Consider the following 24,128-nt stretch of genomic DNA (forward strand, 5'->3'; position numbering starts at 1 on the left):
ACCTGCTCACTACGCGTGACATCTGCCTCGACGGCAAACGCCTGCTCACCGATGGCCTTCGCCACCGTACAGGCCCCAACGTAGTCGCGGTCAGCCACGACAACCCGCGCGCCTTCCTTGGCGAACAGCTCCGCCGTGGCCGCGCCGATACCTGCTCCAGCGCCTGTGATCAGCGCTACTTTTCCTTCCAGTCGCATTTTTTTCTCTTTCCTTCAAATATCGTTACGGAGGCGCCGAAGAATGGCGTCCTCAATGCTCAATGCAGCCAACCAAGATGTCCGGGGGTTATCCGGGAGCGGGTTGTTCTCGAGCCGGATGTGAAGACTTCCAAAGGCGCCGATCGCCTCGACCTCGTGCACGTTCTTGTTGACGCGCGGATCCGCCAGAAGCGTCACTGTTGTTGCATCGAATCCGACTCCGGCCAAAGCCACTGCGGCCGTAACATTGGCGTTTTTGGGATAGCGCGCCGCAGACTCAGCAGCCGTGCCTTCGAAGATCGTTGTCGGTTCTGAAATGGAGCTCAAGTCGAACTCACTTTCCGCCGGCGAACCAATCCACGCCTTCGGCGGCTTGCGACCTATGTAGCGAACGCTCTCTAGGCCCGCTGCACGTGCAGCGCTGATTGCATCAAGGCCCCCAATGGCGCCCGAGACAAGGGTCAGCTTTGACTTGCCAGCAATTTGCGCATCGTGCAGCTTCTCCCGAACGGCCGGATATGACATAGCGCCGAGCGACGCGACGATAGCGTCTACGCCATTGCGCAAGCATTCGGTGACCACGCACTCGACCGCGTCGTGCCCGGCGCATTCAACGACAACAGTCGGCTGCCACGCTAGCAATGACTTCGTATCGCGGAAGACGTCACTGTCGAGTTCGTAGTTGACCGACGCCATGTCAGCATGCGGATCCAAGCCGGCGATTGCTATGTTGGCGTAGGGACCTGAGCGAAGAGAGCTGATAACACGGCGGCCCATTGCACCCAGACCAATCAGCGCGATGCGCTCAGTCGGTGGTGTGTACAACGGCGGGTCTTCCGCTGCTGCAGGATCAAAAGGTGTTTTTGCTACGGTCTTGTTCATTTGAGCCCCAAAAACATACTGACGAGCTTGCAAAAGGACTCAGGTACGACCTGCGGAAAAAAATGACCGCCGGCGATGTCTACCAAAAGTGAGTCAGCGATTCGAGCCGCCAGGTCACGGCTGTGGTGGAACGGGACAATGAAGTCGTCTTTTGCACCCATCACCAGGGTTGGGGCATCGATTTGTCCCAAATCATCTGCGCGGTTGTACTCGAGAAGCATGTTTAGACGCTTCACGACAGTCGGTGTGTCGGCCGGTCCGCCATCCTTGAAATTAGGAGGAAGGGGGCCCGCCAAGTGGCTGCTGTACCACTCGCTGTCATAGCCGCCCAGCAGGGAAAGCGCTGCGTAAGCGCCTGGCCCCACCTTTTCTAGCAGGAAGCGCCGGAACGCAAATAGATCCCGGAAGCGAGCATCGGGTTGTGCCCAACCTCCACTTAAAACGAGTCGATTGACGCGAGATCTATAGTCAAGGGCCAGTGTCTGCCCAACGACGCTTCCAGTTGAGTGACCTACGATATGAGCCGAGCTGACGTGCAGCGTATCCAGCAACTCGATAACGGACGCTGCGATGTTGGGAATGGTCTGCACATCGCTCGGCGCACTCCGGCCCAAGCCTGGATGATCAAACGTGACGACACGAGCCGATGTAGCAAGCAGTGGGATGACAGGGGCCCAGAAGCTGCCGAGCCCCCCGAGTCCCGAGATCAGGACAATCGTGGGGCCGGCGCCGGCCACGTCATAATGAACGCGCGACATGGGAGTGTTCAGACTTGCTTCGATCCGCTTTGTGCGAAGACCGTGCGAGCCTCAATTTCCGCCACGTTTTCCGGCCGGTCGAAGGGCTCGGGAGCCTTTTCGCCAGGCGTACGTGGACGACCGATGTCTCGGAAAAAATCTTCCAGACCCGAGGGCATAAAGAACCATGCCCAGTGCAGATCAGTGTCGCCGTCGTTGATGAAGGTATGCGTGCGCAGCTTTCCAAGAAATAGCGTCGTGCCTCCTTCGAGGCGATACTCGACGCCATCGAGTAGTGCTTTCCCGCTGCCCGAGATGAAGTGCAGGACTTCCTCGTTCGCGTCGTGCGAGTGCTTACGCACGACGCCGCCCGGCGGCAGTGTCTGGGTGCCCATGGAGAACCGGATGTCCATCGGCACCAGGTGTGGTGCTACGTGCACCGAAGCGTGGCCGTTGGCTGGCTTCGGTTGCCAGTAGCTTTCCTCGCCACTGGGGCGCACGACCATATATTTCCCCCCTTGGCGGGCGGCTTCTTCCGCTTCGTTAGTTTGCTGTTGAGCTTGTTCCGTCATTTGTCGCTCCAAAAAGTCGGACCTTCATTTCAGAGAATGTTCCGACACTAGTAATCGTTTACATATGCTGAGGCAATGAGCTCAGCTGAGTCGAGTTGCTGTCCGTGTGGACAGGCATGAGGAAAGATTCTTTTGTGTAGGAAAGGATGGTAGTGAAGTTGTTTAGGAATGTAAAGGATTTCATTTTTCGAGGTTTGCCACTATGATCTGGATCAAGGGGCGGCAGGTCTTGCATGTAAACGAGCCTGTCCTGGCCCTAGGGTTCACCCGGATATGACCGTCCAATGCGCTTGCGGCGGCACATCTCGAGATTTCTGAAAAAAGCTGAAAAACTGAGCAATTGGGAGGAACGACATGCCTCAGGCGTTTGCCACTCGCGTAGAGCACGATCTGCTGGGAGACCTAGCTGTGCCCGCCGACGCTTACTACGGCGTCCATACCGTGCGTGCGATGAATAATTTCGCAATCAGCGAGACATCAATCTCGCGCTATCCGCAACTGATCCGGGCGCTGGCCGAGATTAAGGCGGCTGCCGCAATGGCAAATTCGGATTTGGGATTGCTCAGTAGGCAGAAGGCGGAGTGGATCTCGGCGGCGTGCAGACAACTGCAGGGCGGCGCGCTTCTCGACCAGTTCCCTCTTGACGTGATTCAAGGGGGGGCGGGTACCTCCACGAACATGAATGCGAATGAAGTGATCGCAAATCTTGCTCTTGAGATCGCCGGCCACGCGAAAGGTGAATATCGGTATCTGCATCCGAATGAGGATGTCAACATGAGCCAAAGCACCAATGATGTGTACCCGACGGCCATCAAGGTGGCGCTGCAGCGTCTGATTGAAGACTTGGTTGGCAGCATGGCTGACCTCCGGCGCGCATTCGACCGCAAGGCGACGGAGTTCGCCGATGTGTTGAAGATGGGGCGCACCCAGCTGCAAGATGCCGTGCCTATGACGCTGGGCCAGGAGTTTCGATCCTATGCAGTCATGCTGGCGGAGGACGAGGCCAGGCTGACGGAGGCAGGCGCCCTGTTGCGCGAAATCAATCTCGGCGCGACGGCAATCGGGACAGGTATCAATGCCCACCCCGATTACGCCGCGGCCGTGGTGCATCACCTGAATGACATCACCGGTCTGAACTTTGTCACAGCGTCTAACTTGATTGAGGCGACCCAAGACGTTGGGGCGTTCGTTCAACTGTCGGGCGTGCTTAAGCGCGTCGCAGTGAAGTTGTCCAAGGTCTGCAACGACCTGCGGTTGTTGTCATCGGGACCGCGTGCTGGCCTCGGCGAGATTAACCTACCGCCCATGCAGGCCGGATCCAGCATCATGCCGGGCAAAGTGAATCCGGTGATCCCCGAAGTGATGAATCAAATTGCGTTCGAAGTGATTGGGAACGACGTGACCATCACGTTCGCCGCTGAGGGGGGGCAGCTTCAACTGAATGCGTTTGAGCCGATCATTGCGCACAGTCTTTTCAAGAGCTTGCTGCATATGAGTGCTGGCTGTCGTGTCCTAACGGAAAAGTGTGTGGAGGGCATTACAGCAAACCGCGATCACCTTCTCGAGGGAGTGAAGCACTCGATTGGGATCGTGACTGCACTGAACCCTTACATCGGCTATGCGAACGCGACTGAGGTTGCGCGTGCCGCGCTGGAGTCTGGCCGGGGTGTAGCCGACATCGTCATAGAGCGGGGCCTGATGAGCGAGGCCGCCTTGCTGGAAGTGTTGCGACCCGAAGTTTTGACAGAGCCGTCTTCGCAACCCAGAACGTTAGGGCCAGTTTTCAAACAACAGTGAGTTATTTGAACTTCGTGACTAAGGCCGCCTGAAGGTCACCATGGCCCCAACATCATCGGCCCCGGATGAATGGCGCATTGCTCCAGCGCCGCTCCGAGGGCGCAGACCGTTACTGAGGGGCGGCCATATCTCTATTGTTTCGATGGCAACGGCAATTGCTTTTCACCTCTGCAGGAGCTTACGTGGCTAGCGGACCAGTGCCTGTGCGTTCTAATCCTCCTCCTCGAGATGGGTGGGTGACAATCGCTGAGACGCGTGAGGGCAAATTTGACGGCTATGTTTCGCTACCTGAGAGAGGATGGGGACCGGGCCTCATCCTGCTCCAAGAGATTTGGGGTGTGAACGACCATATCAAGGCAATTGCGGATGACTATGCTGCTGAGGGATACGTCGTGCTGGCGCCCGACATATATTGGCGGGACGGACTTCACACGGCGCTGTCTTACGATCCAGAGGGCACTGCAATCGCCCGGAAACAGCACGGACGATTGGACTTTGACAAAGCAAGCGATGACCTGGCTAAGTGCGCGAGCTTCCTAGTCGGCTCTTCCATAGTGATTGGCGGAATTGCTTCGCTAGGGTTCTGCCTAGGCGGCAGGCTTTCTTTTCTTGCTTCGCATGTTGATGGCATTTCTGCGTCCGTTTCGTATTACGGCAGTGGCTTGGGAGGCAATCCCGAGATGCTGCAGCGGTCGCGCGCCCCGATGTTGTTCCATTTCGCAGAAAACGACCACCTCATCCCACTAAGTGAGTTGGGTTCCTGGATCCCACAGCTTGCTCGCGGTGGTTCGATGGGCCTCTATATCTACAAGGGGCTTCGCCATGGCTTTAACTGTCCTTTCAGAGACAGCTATGCGGCCACGGAGGCTGGCTTAGCTAGAAGTCGGACGCTTACCTATCTTCGGCAGCATATCGGATAGGGTTGTCCACGATTATCACTAAAGCATCCATGAACGTCGGAATCTCGTGTAACGCGCTGGGCTACAGCGGTGGCAGCGAACGCTATGCTATGGACCTGGTGCGCGGTTTTCACGAGCGCGCCATCCGTCCTGTGTTCTTCGCCAAGATGGTGGACAAGGCGCTGCCGGAGTACGGGCAGGTCAAGGCCGTCGCACTGCCCACGCGCAAGCTGCCGGGCAAGTTCAATGACCATGCATTCGGTTGGCTCGTGCGCCATCTGGCCAAGCGCGAGCATGTCGATCTGATGATCGGCTGCAACAGAACCGGAGCGTCGGACATTGCCATCTGCGGCGGCACGCACATCGGCTATCTCAAGAGCTTTCCGAAAACGCCTGCCTTCTGGGATCGCCAGCAGATCGAACTGGAGCGCCGCGACTACGTGCGTTCGCACGTGATCGTTGCTCATTCGAAGCTGATGGCGCAGGAGGTGATCAACTACTACGACATCCCCGAGGCCAAGGTGAAGACTGTGTACCCGCCGGTCAGCGACACCAAATTCTCGCCAGTGGCTGAGGCTGAACGCCAGCGATTGCGCGACGAGCTCGGCTTCGCCAAGAATCGCATCACATTCGTCTTTCCTTCGTCGAGTCACAAGCGCAAGGGCTATCCGCTGCTAGAGGCGTTTTTCTCGAAGACGGATTTGCCTGTGCAGCTGGCGGTGATCGGGCGACCGGTGTCGTCGTCCTCGCCCAACATCCGCTACCTGGGATACCGCAAGGACATCGAGAACGTCTACCGCGCGGCGGATTACACGATTCTCGCCTCGCATTACGAAGCGTTTGGGTTGATTGGGGTGGAATCAGTATTGTGCGGGACGCCCGCCGTGCTGGCGAGCAACATCGCCTGCACCGAGGTCATTTCCGGCGACGGCGCGCCCACATTCGACGTGAACGATCCCGCCACGCTGGCTCAAACGATCCATGCCGCAGTGGCCCGTGCGCAAGCAGGTCATGGGCGTTTGTCGAACCCGAATGACCATCTGCGCTACGACCCTGGTATCGCAGCACACATTGATGCGTTGCTCGCACTCGCCCCTGGCGGGTGACTTCCAACGGGACCTAGAAATACAGCACGCGAGCGCTACAACGAAGCTCCGCCACACATCACGATCTGCTGACCGGTGATGGCGCCGCCGTATTCGCCCGCCAGGAACGTCGCCATGGCGGCTACTTCTTCGGGCGCGATGAACCGGCCAATGGGCGGCATGCGCGGCGGTGTGTGCGCGCGTGCAGGGTCGCGCAGGAACGGTGTATCCGTCGCGCCCGGTGCGATCACGTTGACGGTGATGCCGCGCGGTGCCAGCTCCGCTGCCCACGAGCGCGCCATGCCCACGAGCGCCGCCTTGGTGGCTGCGTACTGGCTGCGCGTCGGAGCACCGTTGGCCGTGCGGCTGCCGATCAAGAGAATGCGGCCGCCAGCTGGCATGCGCGGCACAAGTTTGTCTGCGAGGAAGGCCGCGGCATCAACATGCACGCGCCACATCGCTGCACCATCCGCGGCGGAAAGCTCGCCCAATGGCGCTGTGCGCATGAAGCCGGCGGCATGCACGAGTGCGTCGACCGCGCCCAAGCGGTCACATACCTTGCTTAACTGCTCGAAGTCGGTCACATCCACGTGTGCGATTTCCAAGCCCTCGACCGGCTCGGCAGGGGCCGTTCGACACAGGCCCGTCACGCGCCAGCCGTCGGCCAGCAGACGCACTGCGATGGCACGGCCAATGCCAGACGAGGCTCCCGTCACCAAAGCATGGCGGGCGGTAGTGGCTTGCGGTGCGGGGTGGGTTGGCATGCTTATTCCAGCGGGGCGATTTCCACGTCGACTTCATCGCGCTCGTGGAACGGTTCCAGTTGATCGGACGCGGCACCGTTGTCGGTGATAAGCGTCCAGGGTCGTTCGATGGGCGTCCAATGCTGCTGGCTGGCGCGACCGAGCTTGTCCGCCGTGGCCAGCACGAACACCTGCGCCGACTGGCGGAGCACGCATTCCTTCAGATACGCCTGATCGGCCGACGCTTCACACAGGCCGTTGGTGGCGACCACGCCATCGGCGCTCAGGAAGGCCTTGTCAACGCTCACGCGGCTGAGCGACAACTGCGCCAGCGGTCCGAGCGTGCTCATGCTCGAGGGGCGCACGTCCCCGCCGATGAGCGTGACGGGGATGCTGCTGGCCGCCAGCGAGGTCACCACCATGAGGTTGTTCGTGACCACGTGCACGCGCTTGCCGGACAGGTGCCGTGCCAGCGCGGCGGTGGTCGTGCCGCCATCGAGGAAGACGGCGTCGCCGTCGGTGATGTGCGCCTGCGCCAGCCGGGCAATCGCTTCCTTCTGCCTGCGTGCGCTGATGCGTCGCTCTTCCAGGGGGGCTTCAGGCTCGTGCGAGCCGACGGCCGCCGCACCGCCATACGTGCGGAGGATGCGGTGATCGGAAGCGAGCGCGCGCAGGTCGCGGCGTACGGTGGCTTCCGACATGCCGAAGTGCTCGCACAGCGTTGCGACGTCGTTCATGCCGCCCAGCACGGCCTTCAACATGGCCTCGCGGCGCTTCGTAACTTTCATGTCTGCAATATCCAACCAACCCGAGATGGGGGCTCACTGTAGCAAATCGCCCGCGCGCCCCTTGCGCGGGTCAGCCGCGTACCCAGGCTTCGTCCACCGTCACGTACTTGATGCGCTGGCGGAAGTAGGTGAAGGCGATATGCAGCGCGCCATCTGCGCCTTGCACGATGGAGGGGTACGAATACTCGCGGTTGCGTTGTTCGGCGGAGTTGTTGGTCATGCAGTAGCCGTCGCCAATCTCGAGGTTGCGGCGGCGGCGCCAGGTTTGCCCGCCGTCTTCCGAGATGGCCAGCGACAGCGGTGAGCGTGGCGCGCCCCAGAATGCAGTGCCCCGCGTGGATGCCTGCTGGTCGCGCAGCTCGCCGTGGTCTTCTGCGTCTTCAATGTCGTCGTACAGCGAGGTGCGGCGGCCGGTGCTGTGCGAGGCATCGCTCTCGTTGTAGACCAGCGCCAGGTGCCCGTTGCGCAGCGCCACGAACTGGATCGACGAATTGTTGTTCGGTAGCGTTGTCGGCTGCGGTGCGCTCCAGGTGCGTCCATCTTGCGAGCGGCTGGCGTAGACAAAGTCCGCCCAGCGGCTGCGGTAGAGCGCGAGCAGGCTGCCGTCGGCCAGCGTCTGCACGTTCATGTGCACGCAGCCGATGCTGTCGGGCACGTCGTAGCGGCTCCAGTTGCGGCCCTGGTCTGCGGAGACCATGACGGCGCTGATGTCGTCGTTGCCCACCCAGCGTTCGCCGGGCTGCGTGCGGCACAGGAACACGGGGCAGGCCCACGCGCCGTCGGGCAGCACGACGATCGGCTGGCGCACGAAGGTGCCGGCCTGATCGAACAGGGTTTCGATGGGGCCCCAGCTCTGGCCGCCATCTTTGGAGATGCGCCGGCGCACGATGGCCGTGTTCTGGTGGCCGGAAAGCTGGGCGGTGTAGATCAGCCAGAGGTCGCCCGTGGGCGTGGTGAACAGCACCGGGTTCTGCTCCGATCGTGTGGAGTCTTCCGATAGCTTGATCGCAGGCTGCCATTCGGTGGTGCCAGCGGCCAGTCGCGACAGATAGATCGACACATCGGGAATGCCCTCCTGTGTGCCGCCAAACCAGACGCACAGCAGGTCGCCGTTGGGCAGCGCATGCAGGTTGGCGGCGTGGTTCTGCACGCAGGGCGTGGGCATGAAGGCTTCGCGGCGCTCGGCGTCGGTGTAGGCGGCGCGCACGCTGGCGTCGAAGGCGGCGTAGGCCGGAAGGGTTGCAGTCATGTCGTGTCTCAATTCAATGCTCGGTGTCTGGGGGATCAATGCGCCGCGTTATGGGGCTTAATGCTGGCGACCGGTGCGCTCGCTTGCGCGGGCGCCGTGGTGCGAAAGAACAGCTTCTCCAACACCAGCACCACGGCCGGCGTGGCGAGCGCGATGTACATGTTGTCGATGCCGAACGGGTTACCCAGCAGGTACCAGATGGTGGTCGTGACAGCGGCCAGGATCAGGCCCAGGACCACGCCACGGCGGCTATTGAAGAACGGCAGGTAGATGCCGATGAGCGCCACGACCGAAACAGACAGCCGCAGGGCCCGGGTGAAGAACGAGAGTGCCAGGATCTGCGGCACGAACAGCACGAACACCAGCGGCAGTACACCCACCGCCAGCGAAATCCAGCGCGTGGCGCGCAGTTCCTGCTCGGGCGTGGGGCGATAGCGCGGCACATAGAAGTCGGCCACGATGAGCGAGGCAATCGCCAGCGCCACCGTGCAAACACTCACGAAGATCGATGCCACCAGCGACGTCGTTACCACACCGGCCAGCAGGGGGTGCATGTGCTGCAGGAACACCGGCAGCGCGTAAAGGCTCTTGATGCCCGGGAACAGGTACTTGGCAGCCACCCCGATGAAGCCCAGCGCAATCGAGATCGGCACGCACAGCACCGCGGCCATCACCGAAGCCGAACGCGCGGATTCCGGGCTCTTGGTGGACGAGATGGCCTGCACGATGAACTGCGTGGAGAAGATCGCCCCGGCCGAGCCGATGATCCACGCGCCGATGGTGCCACCTGAGAGCGCGCCCTTCCACGTGAAGTAGTGCTCGGGCATGGTCTGCACCATGGGCGCGATGCCGCCCGAGAGCTTCCACGCCACGGCGACGATGATGCCGATGCCCACCACCTTGACCGCGCTGTGCACGATGGTCAGGTAGGCCACGCTCTTGAGCCCGCCCCACACGAAGTAGATCGTGCTGATGATTGCCGTGATGAGCGCCGCCGTCGGCAGGTTGATGTGCATGACGGTGGAGATGGCCGCTGCGCCGCTCACGTAGTTGCCCACGTTCACCAGCAGCAGCGAGTAGATCATGATGGCCGACACCACCAGCTTGGCCGCGTTGCCGTATTTCTTGGCAATGAAGCCCGAGATGGTGAACTGGCCCGATGCGTACAGCCGCTTGGCCATGAACAGGCCGAAGAACAGGAAGCCGATCGACGCGGAGATCACCGACCACGATGCGGCAATGCCCACGCTGAACGCTTCTTGCGACGTGCCCACCGTCGACTTCGCACCGATGTACTCCGACATCAGCAGCACCGCCACCACCACGGCCGGCATCGAGCGCCCGGCCACCATGAACTGTTCGGAATTGCGGCTGCGCAGCCGGATACTGGCCACGCTGGTCACCACGATATAGACCACGACCATGGCGATGATCATGGTGGTGTCCCAAGTCGAAAACGAAGTCATCTTTGTCTCCTGATTTTGAGCGGATGGCTCTGGCCAGCCCAGCGTGTCTCCGTCGGGTCTGGCCGTGCGCGGGGGCGCGCTACATCGATTCTTGCTGCGTGAGTACGGCGGCGTCAGGCCGCGCGCACGGCTTGCGGGTCGTCGTGCCGGGTGGCGAGTTCGCAGGCCTGGCGGAAGGCTTCGAGCATGCTGCGTTCATCGGCGATGCCCTTGCCGGCAATGTCAAAGGCCGTGCCGTGGTCAACCGAGGTGCGGATCACCGGCAGGCCCACGGTGACGTTCACACCGGCCTCCAGCCCCATCACCTTGACCGGACCGTGGCCCTGATCGTGGTACATCGCCACCACCACATCGAAGTCGCCACGGCCGGCGCGGAAGAACAGCGTATCGGCCGGCAACGGACCTTCCACGCGCCAACCGCGCGCCTGCAGCAGCTGCACGGCCGGGATGATCTTTTCCTCTTCCTCGCCTTGGCCGAACAGGCCGTTCTCACCCGCATGCGGGTTGATGCCGCATACGCCGATGCGCGGGTTGTCGATGCCGGCGCGCACCAGCGTGGCGTGCGCACGTTCAATGGTGCGCTGAACCAGGCCCGGCTCGATGCGGCGGATGGCATCGAGCAGGCCGATATGCGTCGTCACGTGGATCACGCGCAGGTTGGGTGCCACCAGCATCATCGAGACCTCGTCGATGCCGGTCAGGTGCGCCAGCATTTCGGTGTGGCCCGGGAAGATGTGGCCGCCGGCGTGCAGCGCCTCCTTGTTCAACGGCGCGGTGCAGATGGCGTCCAGCTCACCGGCGGAAGTCAGTTCGACGGTCCGGGCGATGTATTGATACGCCGCATCGCCGGCAATGGGCGAGAGCTTGCCGTAGGGCAGGTCGGCGGGGATCAGGCCGAGGTCGATGCAGTCCACCACGCCGTAGCGGAAGGCGGCATCGGCGGGGCGTTCAATCGAGCGCACTTCCAGCGAGACACCTGCGCGTCGGGCGGCATCGCGCAGGCGAGCGGTGTCACCGATCACCAGTGGCCGGCATTGCTCATACACCGCGCGGTGCGTGAGCGCCTTCATGATGATCTCGGGGCCGACACCGGCGGCATCGCCCATGGTGATGCCGATGACAGGACGATAGGTCATTGCGTGAGTTCCTTTGGGTGGGGTGCCGGCTGCGGTTTCGATCAACCGTCGCCAGGCGGCATGCAGGGAGCTGGGTGTGCCGAAGCCACCCGCCTTGGTGACGACCGGCAGCACGCGGCCGACGCCAGTGAGTCGGGCATGCAGCAGCGGCATGCCGGATTCGATCTCATCGCTCAGGTGCAGCGCATCGATGCCGGCGGTCGACAGCACGGCGCGCGCGGTCTCGCCGCCGGTGGCGATGAGGCCGCCGGCATGCGGCAGCGCGGGCGCCAGCAACGTGGCGAGGCGGCGGCAGAAGTGCAGGCCGTCGGCGCTGTTGCCGCGTTTGGTCTGGCTGAGCGTGACCAGCACGTCGCGGCCTTCGCACAGCGCATCGATGACGGTCTGGGTGATGTCCGCCTGCGGTGTGTCGAGCGTTTCCACGGGCAGCTCCAGCGACAGCAGGCGGGCACCGGCAGCGGCCTTCAATTCCGACGCCTGTGCGTGGGACACGCTGGACATGCTGCCCACCACCGTCAGCACCGGCCCGGCGATTGCGGTTGCCGCATCGCCTTCGACAGCGGCGTTGGCGCTGCCGAGCCCCGCCGCGCGAATCAGCGCGGGCGCCAGACCGGCGGAGCCGACCCAGAACACATGCGCCAGCCGTACGGAGGCCTCGGCGATGTGCGCGAGGTCGTCATCGGTCTGGGCATCGCACACCACGGCTTGCACGCCGTCTGCTTGCAGTGCGGCCAGGCGACCGGCCAGCGCGGCGGCACCGGCGCGGATGTCGCCAAGCGTCAGCACAGCGGTCTGCAGGCCCTGGCGCATCAGCATGTCTCGCAGATCGGCACGGCCGCCGATGCTTTCGTTGCGCCACACCTCGGTGTCTTCCACAGGCACGCCGTGCAGCCACTGGCGGCCGTCGCGGGTGGTGCGTCCGGCCGCAGGAAACGCGGGCGCGACGATGGCCAGACCTGCCAGCGGTGCGAGTGCGGCCACCTCGGCGGCGACGTTGCCGCGCAGTGTCGAGTCGATCTTCTTGTAGAGCCGCGTGGCGGGGCCGGCCAGCGCGTGCCATGCCGCCACCTGCCTGGCCGCCGCGTCGAGGGCGTTGGCGCGCCGCGTGTCGGTGTCCAGTGCCAGGACGTCGGCGCCGGTCGGTTGCCTGACATCGGCGCGCAGCATGACCGCGCTGCGCAGTCCGGCGCGTACGCCGGCTACCGCGCAGTCGGCGGCACCCGACAGATCGTCAGCCAGGATCAGCAGCTTCGGCGCGGATTTGGCGGTGGTATTCACGGCAGCAGGCGCTGGTAGATGGCCTTGATGTCCGCATGGCTCAGCGGCTTGGGGTTGTTGCCCAGCAGGCGCTTGACCTTGGACGCGGCTTCGGCCAGCGCGTCCAGGTGCGATTCGGACACCCCGAACTGGCGCAGGTCTTGCGGGATCTGCACGACTTCAGTCCACTCGGTCAGGCGTTCGATGAGGGCATCGGCGGCAGTCTCGTCGTCAACATCATGGCGGCTGATGTCAAGTGCGCGCGCCACGTTGGCCAGGCGCGCGACGATGGCGTCCTTGTTGAAGGCCATCACGTGCGGCAGCAGCATCGCGTTGGCCACGCCGTGCGTCACGCCGAACATGCCACCCAGCGGGTAAGCCAGCGCATGCACGGCTGCAGTGCCGGCAGCAGTGAGTGCCAGGCCGCCGTACATCGAGCCCAGCATCATCGCCTCGCGCGCCTTGACCGATCGGCCGTTCTGATACGCCTCGACAATGTTCGCGCCGATGAGCCGCATCGACTCCATCGCAAACATGTCGCTCACCGGATTGGCCTTGGTCGAGATATACGACTCCAGCGAATGCACGAACGCGTCGATGCCCGTGGCGGCGGTGATCGGCTTGGGCAGGTCGAAGGTCAGCTCCGCATCCAGAATCACCACTTGCGGCAGCAGGTGCCGACTGACGATGCCCACCTTCAGCTCTTCATCCGGCAGCGTGACGATGGCATTGGGTGTGACTTCCGAGCCGGTGCCTGCGGTGGTCGGCACCAGCACGAGCGGGATGCCCGGGCGCTTGATCAAGTCAATGCCGAGCCATTCGCGCAGCGGCTGGTCGTTGGTCAGGCGCACGGCAAACAGCTTGGCTGCATCGAGCACGCTGCCGCCACCGATCGACAGGATGGCGTCGGGTGCGAACGGCGCGATCTGCTCGCGGAAGACGGTCTCGACGTTTTCAATGGTCGGCTCGGGCTCGACGCCGCGCACAATGCGCGCTTCCACATCACGTGCGGCGAGCGCTTCCACCACGCGGCCGATCACACCGTTCTGCTCCATCACCGGTTGCGTGATGAGCGCGATGCGTTTGACGGGGACGTCCAGCAGCGCGAGCTTCTCGGGCAGCAGCGCCAGGCTGCCGGCGCCGTGGACGATGTGCTTGACGGTCTGGAAGTGATAGGTCTGGGACATGATGTTTGGTGGTGGGGGCGCGGGCAACGAGGCTCAGGCAACGTTCAGCGCAGCGCGGTAGATGGTGAGGGCTTCGGCCAGGCGTTCACGGGTCTTGGCGTCGAGCGGCTTGGCTGGGGAACGCGCCGGGCCGGCGGGCATGCCGAGCATCTCGGCGGCGGTCTTGAGCACGACGGGCATGGTGCCGAGCGCAAAGGCATCACGCAGCGCACGCAGTGATTCCTGTGCGGCGCGCGCGGCCGGAACGTTGCCGGCCTGGAATTGATTCCAGATCGACATCACCACGTGCGGCACGGCGTTGGTGGTAGCGGCCACGGCGCCGTCGCCGCCGGCAATCAGCGTCCACAGGATCATCGAATCGGTGCCCGTGAACACGGCAAAGTCGTCGCGGCGCAGGTTGATCAGCTGCAGCAGGCGGTCGAAATCGCCGCCGCTGTCCTTGATGGCCCGGATGTTCGGGATGTCCGCCAGCCGGCGCACGGTGTCGATGGTCAGGGTCACGCCAGCTTTGGCCGGAATCGTGTACAGCAGGATCGGCAGCGACGTAGCGCGCGCGATCTGCTCGTAATGTGCAATCAGTTCTGGCTGCGTGGCGCCGTTGAAGTACGGCGTGATGACGGATACGGCATCCACACCCACGTCTTGCATCTTGTGATTGAGCGCGACCACGTCACGCGTGGCATAGGCGCCCGTGCCGGCTACCACGGGCACGCGACCGCGCGCCTGATCGACGGTAATGCGGGCAATGCGCAGCTTCTCTTCTTCGCTGAGTGCGATGAACTCGCCATTGGTGCCAAGCACGAAGAGCCCGTGGACGCCTGCATCGATCAGCCGGTCGACCAGCACGCGCAGTCCGTTTTCATCCACGTCTTCGGTCGGGGTCATCGGGGTGATCAGGGCGGGGATGATCCCTTTGAACGACGCGGTCATGTTGCACATCCTTGTGTGGTGGGCCGATGGCCCGTGGGTCAGCATCCTGGATGACCGAGGCGCGCATGTGTGGCGGCTGCATCGATCGGTTCAGTCATTGTAATTTATAAAATGATCGAATCGATCAATGTTTACCCTGGTGTTATCCGATCGATCGAGGGTTGCGCGCAATGGCGATACGAAGCAATTCTGTGCCGAATGGCTGTTGATAGGGGTATGTCAATTGAAAGTGATTTTTAAACCACTCTGATAGAGAGGCTTCGCTTTTTGATCGATTCGATCCAAAGTCGCGTTGGAATGTATCTTAAGCGCGGGGCAAAATGGCCGGCAGATACGGGCGGCTGACGTTCGGTCAGGCTTTGCCGATGCACTGGCGCTCTAGTTTGGCTTCTCGCAGTGGGATGGCGTGTCCGCCTCATCGCCGGCTTGACGTTACGCAGTTCCCCTACAGCCGTGGGCACGAGTATCCCTGTGCTCATGCTGCGGTGCGGCAAAGTTCGGCATAGCGGCGCCAAGCTATGCACTTGGTGATTGTTGATTAATTTCGGATACACCCCGCCCAGCAAGGCTTTCCGGACAATTGCCACAGCCCATATCCCAAACTAATCGAACGCTGTATCCGGAACTAATCGACCGCTTCAGCCCGGCGCTTCCGGCCGGCACAACTTGTCCACAGTAGCGCGCACACTGCTTGCAGAACCCATCGCAAGCGCTTGACGCACAAGGGTTTGTTGCACGATGTAACAGCCCCTGTCGATGTGGATAACTTGCGCTGCACGCACACGTTTTACGTGATCTGCACGTTTGCACAAACCCGTCAAGCCCTTTTGTGACTTGGGTCTTCGCCGTTTGGGCAGGTTATGCACAGAACATGTGGATAAGTCTGTGGGAAACATCATCCGACCCGCGTGGTGACGGGTTTTGATCGGCGCTGCTCGCGAATGTGGCAAGGGCTTGTCGGAAGACGCCGGTCTGCACATTGCAACGATTGATTACAACTTGAAACAGCATATTGAGCGCCCGTTGGCCAGACTTCCGATACGCGATGGCTTGATCGCGACCGACGCATTCAAGGAGAAGAACATGGTTCGGGTACTGACGATTCTGCTGGCCGGTGCCACGCTGCTGACTGCAACCGGCTGTGCCGACATGACGGCACGTCAACGCAATACCGCCATTGGCGCGGGTGTGGGCGGGTTGGCCGGCGCTGCGCTGATTGGCGGCCCCGGTGCTACGCTGGGCGGCGCCGCGCTGGGCGGCCTGGTGGGCAACGTATCGACGCGTTGATTTCGGTTCGACCCGGGCGTCGACCTGAAAAGAAACGGACCCGAGGCTAAACCTTTGGTCCGTTTTTTTATGCCTGCGCGCGGCTTCGGGTGCGCAGCAACTCTTCCAGTGCAGACACTTCAAGGGGCCGCCCAAACAGGAAGCCCTGCACCTCGTCGCATGCATGCGCGGACAAGAACGCCGATTGCTCGGGGGTTTCCACACCTTCGGCCGTGACCGTCATGTTCAGCGCGCGGGCCATTGCGATGATGGTCTTGGTGAGTGCCACGCAGTCGGCCACCCCAGGTACGCCGCTGATGAACGATCGATCGATCTTGATGTTGTGGATCGGCAAGCTGCGCAGATACGACAGCGACGAGAACCCGATGCCGAAATCATCGAGCGAGATGCGCACGCCCCGCGCGGCCAGGCTCATCAGCAGACGCTGTGTCGATTGCCTGTCGGCCAGCAGCACGCTTTCGGTCAATTCAAGCTCCAGCCGGCCCGGCGCCATGCCCGAGGCCTTGAGTGCCTCGTCTACGTCGCGCTCGATCACGCCGGCATCGCACTGCCGTGCGGACACGTTGACCGCCATGCGACCCGTGAAGCCGAACTTTCGCGCCCATGCCTCGCCTTGCGCGCAGGCCTGCATGAGCGCCCAGCGGCCGAGCTCGAGGATGTAGCCCGACTCCTCCGCCACGTCGATGAACTCGCTGGGTGACACCGCGCCCAACTCGGGGTCCGACCACCGCATCAGCGCCTCAACCGCCACCAGTTCACCCGAGTCGAGTGCGTACTTGGGTTGATACACCAGCCGCACCTGACCACGCCCCAGGGCACGCCGCATGCGCTCGTTGAGCGTGAAGCGGCGCAGCATCTGGGTTTCCAGCGTGCGCGAATACCGGGTGATGCGGTTACGGCCGTTTTCCTTGGCGCGGTACATGGCGGCTTCAGCGTGACTGACCAGCGTGGCCGCGTCACCGCCGTCTTCGGGGTAGGCCGCCACGCCAATGCTGGCGGACAGATGCACCTCGCGCTCGCCGCCGGTGAAGGGGCGGGCCAGCGCGTCGAGCACCTGTTGGGCGAGTGTGTCGGCGGCCTTCGGGTCATCGATGGCCACGCAGAACTGATCGCCCCCCAATCGTGCCAGCAACGCGCGTTGGCCCGCCTGACTGCGGATGCGCTGCGCCGCCATGTTGAGCACCTGGTTGCCCACGTGGTGCCCCATCGCCTCGTTCACGGTCTTGAAGTGGTCCAGCCCGATATACAGCAGTGCGGATTCCCCGGTCGACGGCAGTGCCAGCCGCGCATCGAGCCGCTCGATGAATGCCGCGCGATTGGGCAGGCCGGTAAGCGAATCCTTGGTCTCCAGCAGGCGCAACTGCTCGTAGGCGGAACGCTCGGCCGTGATGTCGGTAAAGATGAGCAGCACCGCGTGCGGTGACGCGCTGTCCGGCGAGAACATCGGCAGCACCGACTCACGCAGCCACACGATCTGCCCATTGCCGGCCGGCACACCCACGACGACGTTGCTGATCGCGCGTCCCGTGCGGGCCGCCAGTGTGGACGGCCATGCCGCGCGGGGCAGGATGGCGCCGTCTTCGCCCAGCATCATGTCGTTCAGTGCCACACGCGGGCGGCCTTTCCATGACGCGCCCGACATGCGAAGGATCTCGGCCGCGCTGCGGTTGTACGACAGCACGCGGCCATCGGTGGACAGCGTCAGCACGCCCTCGCTCAGATGGTTGACGACCAGCCGGTACTGGTCGCGCAACTCGCGGGACTGGCGATATTCATTCTCCAGGCGCAGCAGCTTGACCAACGCGGCGATGTAGCGGCCGCACACTGCGCGCAACGTTGCGTCGTCGGTCGGGTTGGCCGTGGGGAAGAAGAGGCAGAGCAGATCATCGGCGACGGCCATGCCGCCATGCTGGGCCGGGATGCGGCATAGCCATGTCGGCTGCGCGGTCTCCAGCACGCGCACGAGCGCATCGCGCACAGCCGTGGGCGCATTGGTTTCGCGAATCAGCTCGATGGGCGCCAGCTCATTGAGCAGCGGCGCGATGCGGGCGAGTTCGATATCGAATTCACCGTGCGCTGTGGGAGGCTGGTGCGCTGCACGATCGTCGCGCAACGCCAGCTTCGCACGCGCGCGCTGCGTGCCATAGAGCCGTGCGCGCCCGGAGACGACACGCACCACTACGCACAGCGTCGAGGGCAACGCTGCCTCCAGCGCCCGCAACGCAGCATGCAGCCGCTCGCCCAGCGACGCGGAGGACGGCAGCGTGGAAAGCAGATGATCGAGATGCTCGTGCGGCAGCGCTGCGCCAATCGCTTCGGCGCTGAGCACGCGTTCGCCGGCCTTGCCGGGCAGTTGCGCATCGAGCGGCAGCGGCAATCCGTGCACCACCACCTGCTGTGCCGGCAGCCCGTCAAAGCGGGTTGGCGTGACCGTCAGTCGAACGCTGACCACCTCGTTGGAGTCGCCTGCGCAAAGGGCGGAGACAAGTTGCGCTGCCGACGTGGCCCCAGCATCGGGCGGGCTTGCATCGGTGTCGCCTCCGGCATGGGTCTCGAGCCACGCAGGCACGTCCTGGAAGAAGCGCGAAAAGGGCTCGCCGAGCAGTTGGTCGGACGAAAGCGCCCGCACCATGCAAACGCCGGCTGCATTGGCAAAGACGATGCGGCCTTCGAGCACCACATAGAGCGGAACCGGAAGGCTTTGCGCCGACAACGGGTAGGAAATTTCGTCTGGCATCCCACGCTCCAACCTGAGGTATTGCCCAATATCTCACTCAGCATGGACCTCGGGCGACGCTGGCCACGAGAACGCCGGCTACTGGAAGCCGGGGGCAATGCTCTTCATCATGCGCAAAAGTCGTGCGCGGCGCAAAGTCTAGTTTGTGGTCGATACAACACATTCTGAGCGCGCTTTGTCGACCTCGCTGTGGCTCTTTTGGGTTACGGGTTTCAAAACGGTTTGCTGCGGCTCGGTCGGGGGTGCCGGTTCTATTTCGGTATCCGCGCCATTCCCATGTTCTGGCGCGGCGAAATGCTGATCGATCCAGCGATGCGTCAGTGCTCCCCCGATTGCACACATCAAAACGGATGTTCCCATTGTCAGGATGAAGTAAGCGCTGATTCGTTCGGCTGAACGTTCGGGAAAGAAAAACGTCGCGGCGACAAACAGGGAGCCGACCAGCGCGCCAAAGACCAAAAGCAGATAGTAAAAACGACGTGGCAAGAGCGAATTCATCGTTGTCTCATCCAACTGCAACCTGGAAGGTGGTGCTTTGAATCGTTTTACGGCCACGCCAAATGGGCATGCCTTGGCGAGCGCCATCGCGGTGCAATGGCACACCTGGACGGCGACTTGCATATGAATTGATATTGCGTTTGCTGTACTGCTGCGATGCTGCGGATTGCCGCTTGCGGCAAAAGCCGGAATTGCGGGACCCGGCGGCGCTTGCTATGGTGGTGGCACTGAAATGCAGCGCGATACCAGTTTGTGGCCTTGCATGATCGCGTACGCTAATCCGATACGTCAATCCGACTTTCCGGTTGAAACTGAGCATCCGGTGTGTCGCGAGTTGATTCCCGGCTTAGCGGCGCGGTTTGAAGGGGCAGGATCAAAAACGTTGAAATTTGATTTCAGTTATGAATACAATTGATCTAATATCTGATCCACACCAGACTTCACACCAGAATTTATTGGGAGCGCATATGGCGACATACAAGGAATTGATTGCACAAAAGGCCAAACTGGAAGAGCAGATCGAAACTGCGCGTGCCAAGGAGCTGGAAGCGGTGATCCAGCAAGTGCGCCAGACGGTTGCCGAATATGGCCTGACGGCTGAAGACCTGGGCCTGGCTCAGCGTCGCGGCCGCCGTGCCGGTGCGAAGGCGCCGGTGCCGGCCAAGTATCGTGACCCGAAGACGGGCGCAACGTGGTCCGGCCGCGGCCGTGCTCCGGCCTGGATCGGCAAGAACCGCGATAAATTCCTGATCGCCTGATCTGCCAGGCCCTGCCTGGCGCGCACGCAAGCGCGCAATGCAAATGGCCCACCTGTCCGGTGGGCCATTTGCATTGCTGCGCCCGATGATCGTTCCTGTATAACGACGGCATGACGCCACGCCTGCCCAAATACCTCGAACTGGCCGACCGCATTCGGCTCGACATCCTGCACGGAACGCTGCCGGCGGGCAGCATCGCGCCCAGCGAGAACGAAGTCGCCCAGCGCTATGGCGTCTCGCGCTTGACGGCGCGCCGCACGCTGAATGAGCTGGCGGCTCGAGGGCTGCTCAGGCGCTCGCGGGGGCAGCGCAGCGTGGTGCTCGATCGAGTGGGGCCGCATCGGCCGGTGCTGTATGCGCCGGGCCAGTCAGATGCGGCGCTCGAATACGTGCCGGGCGCGGTCTATACGGTCAGTGCTTTTCGACTGGAGGCGGCCGACGAGATCGTGGCCGCCGCGCTCGACCTGGCGGCGGGCGCGCAGGTGGCGTTTGTCGAGCGGCGCGCCCAGGTAGACGGGCAGCCCATCATGCTGCTGCGCACGTGGCTGACGACGCGGCTGGCGGCGATGCTGGAGGCGCGCGACTTTGAAGATCGCCTGTTCGTGCAGGTCTTCCAGCGCGCCAACCTGACTATCGCGCGCTCGCGCGAGGCGCCGCTTGCCTGTGTGGCCGATGCACACCAGGCCGCCCAGCTCGGCGTGCAAGCGGGTGTGCCGCTCGTGCGCGTGCGCCGCATCGGCTACAGCGTGGCCGACGTGCCGATCTCCCTCACGTACTGCGATTTTTCCCCCGAGCGCTACACACGCGAAGTCGACATCCGCGTGCTCCAAAACGACTGAAAGCGCACTGCGCCAGACCGGTGCAGAAACGGCGCCACACACCCCGCGATGGGGACTTGTCCGCCTAAAGTATTCAAGCTAGTCTGCGCCCCTTCCCCAGAAAACGTATTTATTTGTGAAGCGACGCTTTGCCGACAACGTATTGGCACGGCAGTTGCATTCACGGCCCCATCTCAGCGGCGGCGGGTTGAGCCACCCGCCGCCTCAACGCTGATTCAGTCGATTCAACACACCGGAACCACAAGAGGGAGAAATCAACAATGCAACTCAAGCGACGTTTTTCGCTGGCCGCACTGGCAGCCGCGGCGGCCCTGACTGCAGGCGCGGCGCAGGCCCAATCGTCTGTGACGCTGTATGGCCAGGTGGATGCCTGGGCGGGCGCCACCAAGAACCTGGGCCAGGACCGCGCCTGGGGTGTCAACTCGGGCGGCATGTCGACGTCGTACTGGGGCATGAAGGGCAGCGAAGACCTGGGCAACGGCCTGAAGGCCATCTTCACGCTGGAAGCGTTCTTCCGCCCCGACACGGGCAAGTCCGGCCGCTTTGATGGCGACCACTTCTTCGCACGTAATTCGTTTGTCGGTCTGCAGTCGAACAGCTGGGGCTCGATCAAGCTCGGCCGTAACACCCCGCCGTACTTCGTTTCGACGATCCTGTTTAACCCGTTCATCGATTCGTACACGTTCTCGCCGATGGTGTTCCACACCTACCTCGGCAACGGCCGTACGGGCGCCGCAGGTATCTCGGGCCTGGTGGGCGATTCGGGCTGGGACAACTCGATCATGTACTCCACGCCGGACATGGGCGGCCTGACAGCCAACCTGATCTACGGCGCGGGCGAGCAAGCCGGCCACAACGGTCAGAACAAGTGGGGCGGCAGCCTGCTGTACTTCCGTGGCAACTTTGCAGCCACGGCGGCGTTCCAGCAGGTGCGCTACGACGGCGCGCCTGGCGACCTGAACAGCCTGGTGGCTGGCTTTGCGCGCCAGACGGCGGGGCAGTTGGGTGCCACGTACGACTTTGGCGTGGTCAAACTGTACGGCCAATACCAATACATCAAGAACACGATCAGTACCGGCGACGCCAAGAGCAACGGCGGTCAGCTGGGCGTGTCGATTCCGGTGGGCCCGGGCGCCGTGCTGGCATCGTATGCCTACACGAAGACCTCGGGTGCGGCTGACGTGAAGCGCAACACGTGGGCGGTGGGCTACGACTATTCGCTGTCCAAGCGCACCGATGTGTATGCGGCTTACTTCCGCGACAAGGTGTCGGATCTCTCGACGGCTGACACCTTCGGTGTAGGCATCCGCGCAAAGTTCTAAGCCTTCGCGTTCTGCTTTTCCTTGTCACCGCCCGCGTCTCGACAGCGTGGGCGGGCATTTTCAACGGCGTCCGGATTCCGGGCGCCGTTTTTTGTTATGCGCAAAAGCCGAAATGGCGGCGGTGTCAGCCGGTGCGCGCCAGGCGCAACGGCGGCGATAGCGGCGCCGGGGCCTCGGCTCCAATGTTCGGCTGATTCAGCAGCATGGCGCCGCGCTGCGTGGCCACGAACACAGCCTCGGTACGGCTGCGCACTTCCAGCCGGCGATACAGCGCGTTGATATGCGCCTTGGTTGTCGCCTCGGAAATACTCAGCATGCGGCTGATGGTTTTGACCGGATGCCCGCGCGAGAGCAAGACGAGAATTTCATATTGACGCTGCGTCAGGCCGAGTAACGCGCCATCGTCATTACCGTTGGCCGAACCTGACCCAATCGCTTCAGGCCGTGTCAGCACGATCGACGCCGGCACATAACGGCCGCCCGCGAGCACCAATTCCAATGCCGCTGCAATCAATTTGCCGGAATAGCTTTTCAGCAGATAGGCCGACACATTCAATTGCATCAGCGTGCGCACGTGCGCAGCGGAATCGGTTTCGCCCAGTACGGCGACATGTCGGGGATGCGGCTGTTGCAGCAGCCGGGAGAGCGCTGGCAGATCGTCGATGCCAGGCAAGGGCAGGCCGATCAGGGCCAGTTCGGCGTCCGCATGCGCCGCGAGGTTTTCAAAGAGAGCTTCGTCCGGCTCGACGCTGACCACTTCGGTGATGGCCGGCAAGGATTGCAACACATGGGTCGCGCCGGCACGCACCAAAGGGTGTGCCTCCACTACGATTGATTTCACTGCGCCGCCTGTCTGGTTATGGTTTGTTTGCCCATTTCCGGAATCAGCTCGTTGCCGCGTCTATTTGGACCAGCCGGTCGAAAATCAACACGGGCGTGCGTGTGGAAATGCTTCTGACGTGCGGTCTCGGTATATTTCCCCGTTCAACCGGCAGTCACCGCAGTGCGGTGCCACCGGGCCGAAACCTTGGCACGCCATTCAGGCGCAAATCCTTCCGGTTTTTCTTGTTTATGTCGCCAGGCGCGGAGGATTAACCCCGCCAAAATCGCAGAATAAATCCCCAGCATGCTTGTTGCACCCATCAATGGGATGTAAACCTTTTTGTTTACCCCGATCGGTGGTGTGCTAGACCCCTCTATACATAGCAGGATCAGGCAGCAGCAGCTAGCCCCACTTCACGCCCATTGACGTAAGCGTAAAGCGGGGCTTTTGTACCCAAAAAACGTGTTGTGGTGGCTTATTGCGCGACGACCGAGAAGCGTGGCATCGACAGCGGTTGTTTGCCGTCGCGGCCGTAGGGTGTACCGCCGCCGTTGTTGGCAGCATGCAGGACAGACAGCGCGTTCTGCGTGGCACGCAGGCGCAGGTCGATCAGGGTGCCGTTGTCGATGTTGCGCTGGCGCAGCAGGCGGGCCAGGGCCAGGTTCTCGTCGAACAGGCGGCTGGCAGTCTCATCGGTGCGCAGGTATTTGACCAGCCCGTACGGATCGGCGCCGCCGTGCTGGGCCCACCAAAGGCGGCGGTCCCGGTCGGCTTCGCCCAGCGCGGCGAGCTGTTTCTGCTTGGTCTGGGTGATGCGCTCGAGTTCGACCATGTCGCCATCGCGCAACGCCTGCGCTTCGGCATCCAGGGTGAGGGTGGCTGCGCGCAGCAGTTCCTGCTCGTCGGCAAGGGTGCGGATCAGCAGTGTGTTGTCCATGG

At 62.6% G+C, this 24,128-nt stretch carries 22 protein-coding genes; 7 read left to right on the plus strand and 15 right to left on the minus strand.

Features of this window, described 5'->3' with window-relative positions:
- The 4 genes from ACU8YE_RS14490 to ACU8YE_RS14505 form a co-directional block, all read right to left on the minus strand.
- The coding region (locus ACU8YE_RS14490; RefSeq protein ID WP_446929000.1) for an SDR family NAD(P)-dependent oxidoreductase at positions 1-197 on the minus strand (197 nt) is incomplete at its 3' end.
- 15 nt (positions 198-212) lie between these two features.
- On the minus strand, positions 213-1,079 hold the full coding sequence (locus ACU8YE_RS14495; protein WP_446929001.1) for an aspartate dehydrogenase: 867 nt from the start codon (positions 1,077-1,079) through the stop codon (positions 213-215).
- The gene (locus tag ACU8YE_RS14500) at positions 1,076-1,837 is read right to left on the minus strand and encodes an alpha/beta fold hydrolase (protein ID WP_446929002.1); all 762 of its coding nucleotides are present in this window, start codon (positions 1,835-1,837) and stop codon (positions 1,076-1,078) included. Before ACU8YE_RS14500 ends, ACU8YE_RS14495 begins: the two co-directional genes overlap by 4 nt.
- A gap of 8 nt (positions 1,838-1,845) precedes the next feature.
- Positions 1,846-2,388: a cupin domain-containing protein gene (locus ACU8YE_RS14505; protein ID WP_446929003.1), complete on the minus strand. Its 543-nt coding sequence runs from the start codon at positions 2,386-2,388 to the stop codon at positions 1,846-1,848.
- Positions 2,389-2,742: 354 nt separating this feature from the next.
- Here ACU8YE_RS14505 and aspA point away from each other — a divergent pair, with 354 nt between their 5' ends.
- From aspA to ACU8YE_RS14520, 3 genes are all read left to right on the plus strand, one after another.
- Positions 2,743-4,185 (plus strand): aspartate ammonia-lyase, encoded by a 1,443-nt coding sequence (gene aspA / locus ACU8YE_RS14510; RefSeq protein ID WP_446929004.1) that lies wholly within the window; start codon positions 2,743-2,745, stop codon positions 4,183-4,185.
- 236 nt (positions 4,186-4,421) lie between these two features.
- Positions 4,422-5,105, plus strand: a complete 684-nt coding sequence (locus ACU8YE_RS14515) for a dienelactone hydrolase family protein (protein WP_446929005.1) — start codon at positions 4,422-4,424, stop codon at positions 5,103-5,105.
- A 29-nt stretch (positions 5,106-5,134) separates the two neighbouring features.
- Positions 5,135-6,190, plus strand: coding sequence for a glycosyltransferase (locus ACU8YE_RS14520; protein WP_446929006.1), 1,056 nt, complete (start codon positions 5,135-5,137; stop codon positions 6,188-6,190).
- Positions 6,191-6,225: 35 nt separating this feature from the next.
- Here the strand turns inward: ACU8YE_RS14520 and ACU8YE_RS14525 are convergent, their stop codons facing one another.
- From ACU8YE_RS14525 to dapA, 7 genes are all read right to left on the minus strand, one after another.
- The gene (locus ACU8YE_RS14525; RefSeq protein WP_446929007.1) at positions 6,226-6,933 is read right to left on the minus strand and encodes an SDR family NAD(P)-dependent oxidoreductase; all 708 of its coding nucleotides are present in this window, start codon (positions 6,931-6,933) and stop codon (positions 6,226-6,228) included.
- 2 nt (positions 6,934-6,935) lie between these two features.
- A complete protein-coding gene (locus tag ACU8YE_RS14530; RefSeq protein WP_446929008.1) occupies positions 6,936-7,700 on the minus strand; it encodes a DeoR/GlpR family DNA-binding transcription regulator in 765 nt (254 codons plus the stop codon).
- A 70-nt stretch (positions 7,701-7,770) separates the two neighbouring features.
- Positions 7,771-8,949, minus strand: coding sequence for a sialidase family protein (locus tag ACU8YE_RS14535; protein WP_446929009.1), 1,179 nt, complete (start codon positions 8,947-8,949; stop codon positions 7,771-7,773).
- A gap of 35 nt (positions 8,950-8,984) precedes the next feature.
- Positions 8,985-10,415 (minus strand): sodium:solute symporter family protein, encoded by a 1,431-nt coding sequence (locus ACU8YE_RS14540; protein ID WP_446929010.1) that lies wholly within the window; start codon positions 10,413-10,415, stop codon positions 8,985-8,987.
- A 113-nt stretch (positions 10,416-10,528) separates the two neighbouring features.
- Entirely contained in the window at positions 10,529-12,829 is a 2,301-nt protein-coding gene (gene pdxA / locus ACU8YE_RS14545; RefSeq protein ID WP_446929011.1) for a 4-hydroxythreonine-4-phosphate dehydrogenase PdxA, read from the minus strand.
- Positions 12,826-13,995, minus strand: coding sequence for an iron-containing alcohol dehydrogenase (locus tag ACU8YE_RS14550; protein WP_446929012.1), 1,170 nt, complete (start codon positions 13,993-13,995; stop codon positions 12,826-12,828). Before ACU8YE_RS14550 ends, pdxA begins: the two co-directional genes overlap by 4 nt.
- Positions 13,996-14,028: 33 nt before the next feature.
- On the minus strand, positions 14,029-14,925 hold the full coding sequence (dapA, locus tag ACU8YE_RS14555) for a 4-hydroxy-tetrahydrodipicolinate synthase (protein WP_446929013.1): 897 nt from the start codon (positions 14,923-14,925) through the stop codon (positions 14,029-14,031).
- A gap of 1,083 nt (positions 14,926-16,008) precedes the next feature.
- Between dapA and ACU8YE_RS14560 the strand changes: the two genes are divergently transcribed.
- Complete coding sequence (locus tag ACU8YE_RS14560) at positions 16,009-16,212, plus strand: hypothetical protein (RefSeq protein ID WP_009277078.1); 204 nt, start codon at positions 16,009-16,011, stop codon at positions 16,210-16,212.
- Positions 16,213-16,279: 67 nt separating this feature from the next.
- Here the strand turns inward: ACU8YE_RS14560 and ACU8YE_RS14565 are convergent, their stop codons facing one another.
- Complete coding sequence (locus ACU8YE_RS14565; protein WP_446929014.1) at positions 16,280-18,949, minus strand: EAL domain-containing protein; 2,670 nt, start codon at positions 18,947-18,949, stop codon at positions 16,280-16,282.
- A gap of 138 nt (positions 18,950-19,087) precedes the next feature.
- The gene (locus ACU8YE_RS14570) at positions 19,088-19,570 is read right to left on the minus strand and encodes a hypothetical protein (RefSeq protein ID WP_446929015.1); all 483 of its coding nucleotides are present in this window, start codon (positions 19,568-19,570) and stop codon (positions 19,088-19,090) included.
- A gap of 344 nt (positions 19,571-19,914) precedes the next feature.
- On the opposite strand from ACU8YE_RS14570, the gene ACU8YE_RS14575 reads away from it, so the two are divergent.
- The 3 genes from ACU8YE_RS14575 to ACU8YE_RS14585 all read left to right on the plus strand — a co-directional run bounded on the left by ACU8YE_RS14575 (position 19,915) and on the right by ACU8YE_RS14585 (position 22,366).
- Positions 19,915-20,205, plus strand: coding sequence for an H-NS histone family protein (locus tag ACU8YE_RS14575; protein ID WP_009240021.1), 291 nt, complete (start codon positions 19,915-19,917; stop codon positions 20,203-20,205).
- A 110-nt stretch (positions 20,206-20,315) separates the two neighbouring features.
- Positions 20,316-21,044: a GntR family transcriptional regulator gene (locus tag ACU8YE_RS14580; RefSeq protein ID WP_446929016.1), complete on the plus strand. Its 729-nt coding sequence runs from the start codon at positions 20,316-20,318 to the stop codon at positions 21,042-21,044.
- 260 nt (positions 21,045-21,304) lie between these two features.
- Positions 21,305-22,366: a porin gene (locus ACU8YE_RS14585; protein WP_045203518.1), complete on the plus strand. Its 1,062-nt coding sequence runs from the start codon at positions 21,305-21,307 to the stop codon at positions 22,364-22,366.
- A 124-nt stretch (positions 22,367-22,490) separates the two neighbouring features.
- Here ACU8YE_RS14585 and ACU8YE_RS14590 read toward each other — a convergent pair whose 3' ends face one another.
- Positions 22,491-23,207: a LuxR C-terminal-related transcriptional regulator gene (locus ACU8YE_RS14590; RefSeq protein WP_260803315.1), complete on the minus strand. Its 717-nt coding sequence runs from the start codon at positions 23,205-23,207 to the stop codon at positions 22,491-22,493.
- A gap of 457 nt (positions 23,208-23,664) precedes the next feature.
- On the minus strand, positions 23,665-24,126 hold the full coding sequence (locus ACU8YE_RS14595) for a flagella synthesis protein FlgN (RefSeq protein WP_004631399.1): 462 nt from the start codon (positions 24,124-24,126) through the stop codon (positions 23,665-23,667).
- Positions 24,127-24,128: the final 2 nt, after the last annotated feature.

The sequence above is a fragment of the Ralstonia sp. VS2407 genome (genome assembly GCF_052950655.1).